The sequence below is a fragment of the Rhodoferax sp. RT5P35 genome (assembly GCF_056521385.1).
Genome location: NZ_JBWMAX010000216.1, coordinates 1 through 1,218 on the forward strand (window position 1 = coordinate 1; position 1,218 = coordinate 1,218).

The window sequence follows — 1,218 nt, forward strand, 5'->3', positions numbered from 1 at the left end:
CCAGCAACCGCCACATCACGGGCTGAAAGGCCGAGCGTGGGCCGACGATGCGCAGCGGCCCGGCAATCTCCTCCTTGGCGCGGCGGGTGATCTGCAGGGCCCGCTGCAGGCCCAGCAGCGAGGGCTGGGCTTCTTCCAGAAACTGCCGCCCTTCGTCGGTGAGTGCCATCACCCGGGTGGTGCGGTGGAACAGGCGCACGTCCAGGTGCTGCTCCAGCTGGGCCAGCGCCTGGCTGGCGGCCTGCGGGCTGAAACCCAGGGCGGCGGCGGCCTTGCGCAGGCTGCCCAGCTCCGCGGTGCGCACGAAGATGGAAATCGACCGCAGTTCATTGATGCGCATGGTTTTGCCCCCGAAATTATCCGTCGTAGCTTGCCAATCAAACAAGGTATAGACGGCTATTCATATGCCAATGCGATCATAAACTGTGGCCATGAACCTCCTAGCCACCGCCACCCTCGCCGTTTCCATGCTGCCGCTGTCTGCCTTGGCCGATGACAAGCTGCAGATTTCCCGTGCGGGCAGCCGCCCCGTCAACGCGGCACCCACGCAGAACTTCACCGGCGCGGTGCGCGTGGAGATGCTGCACACGCCCACCGGTGCCGCACGCGCTTCGGCTGGCACGGTGTCGTTTACGCCCGGCGCACGCACCGCCTGGCATACCCATCCGCTGGGGCAGACCCTGGTGGTGACCGCTGGCACCGGCCGGGTGCAGATGTGGGGCGGTGCCATCGAAGCCATCCAGGTCGGCGATGTGGTGCACATTCCCCCCAACGTCAAACACTGGCACGGTGCCGCGCCCGCCGCCGCCATGGCCCACATCGCCATCACCGAGGCGCAGGACGGCAAGGCGGTGGACTGGCTGGAACAGGTGAGCGATGCCCAATATGGCTTGCCGCCGCCGTCTGCCAACGTGCCAACCACCCCGGCCCCCTCGCGCGCGCAGGCCCTGTTCGGCGACGTAGCCCCCAAGCTCGCAGAGCTGACCGACCAGGTGCTGTTTGCCGACGTATGGGCGCGCCCCGGCCTGTCGCGGCGGGACCGCAGCCTGGCGACAGTGAGCGCCTTGATCGCCATGAACCGACCCGAGCAATTGCGTTCGCACATGGCCCTGGCCCGCACCAATGGCATGACCCAGGACGAACTGGTCGAGACGCTGACCCACCTGGCGTTTTACGCGGGCTGGCCCAGCGCGATCACCGCGGCCGGGGTGGCGCGCG

The 1,218-nt window shown here is 67.9% G+C and carries 2 protein-coding genes; one reads left to right on the forward strand and one right to left on the reverse strand.

The window, feature by feature from the left end:
* Positions 1–340, reverse strand: a 340-nt coding sequence (locus AC097L_RS25095) for a LysR family transcriptional regulator (protein WP_479589425.1), incomplete at its 3' end; no start/stop codon positions are given.
* 91 nt (positions 341–431) lie between these two features.
* Between AC097L_RS25095 and AC097L_RS25100 the strand changes: the two genes are divergently transcribed.
* The coding region (locus AC097L_RS25100) for a (R)-mandelonitrile lyase (RefSeq protein ID WP_479589426.1) at positions 432–1,218 on the forward strand (787 nt) is incomplete at its 3' end.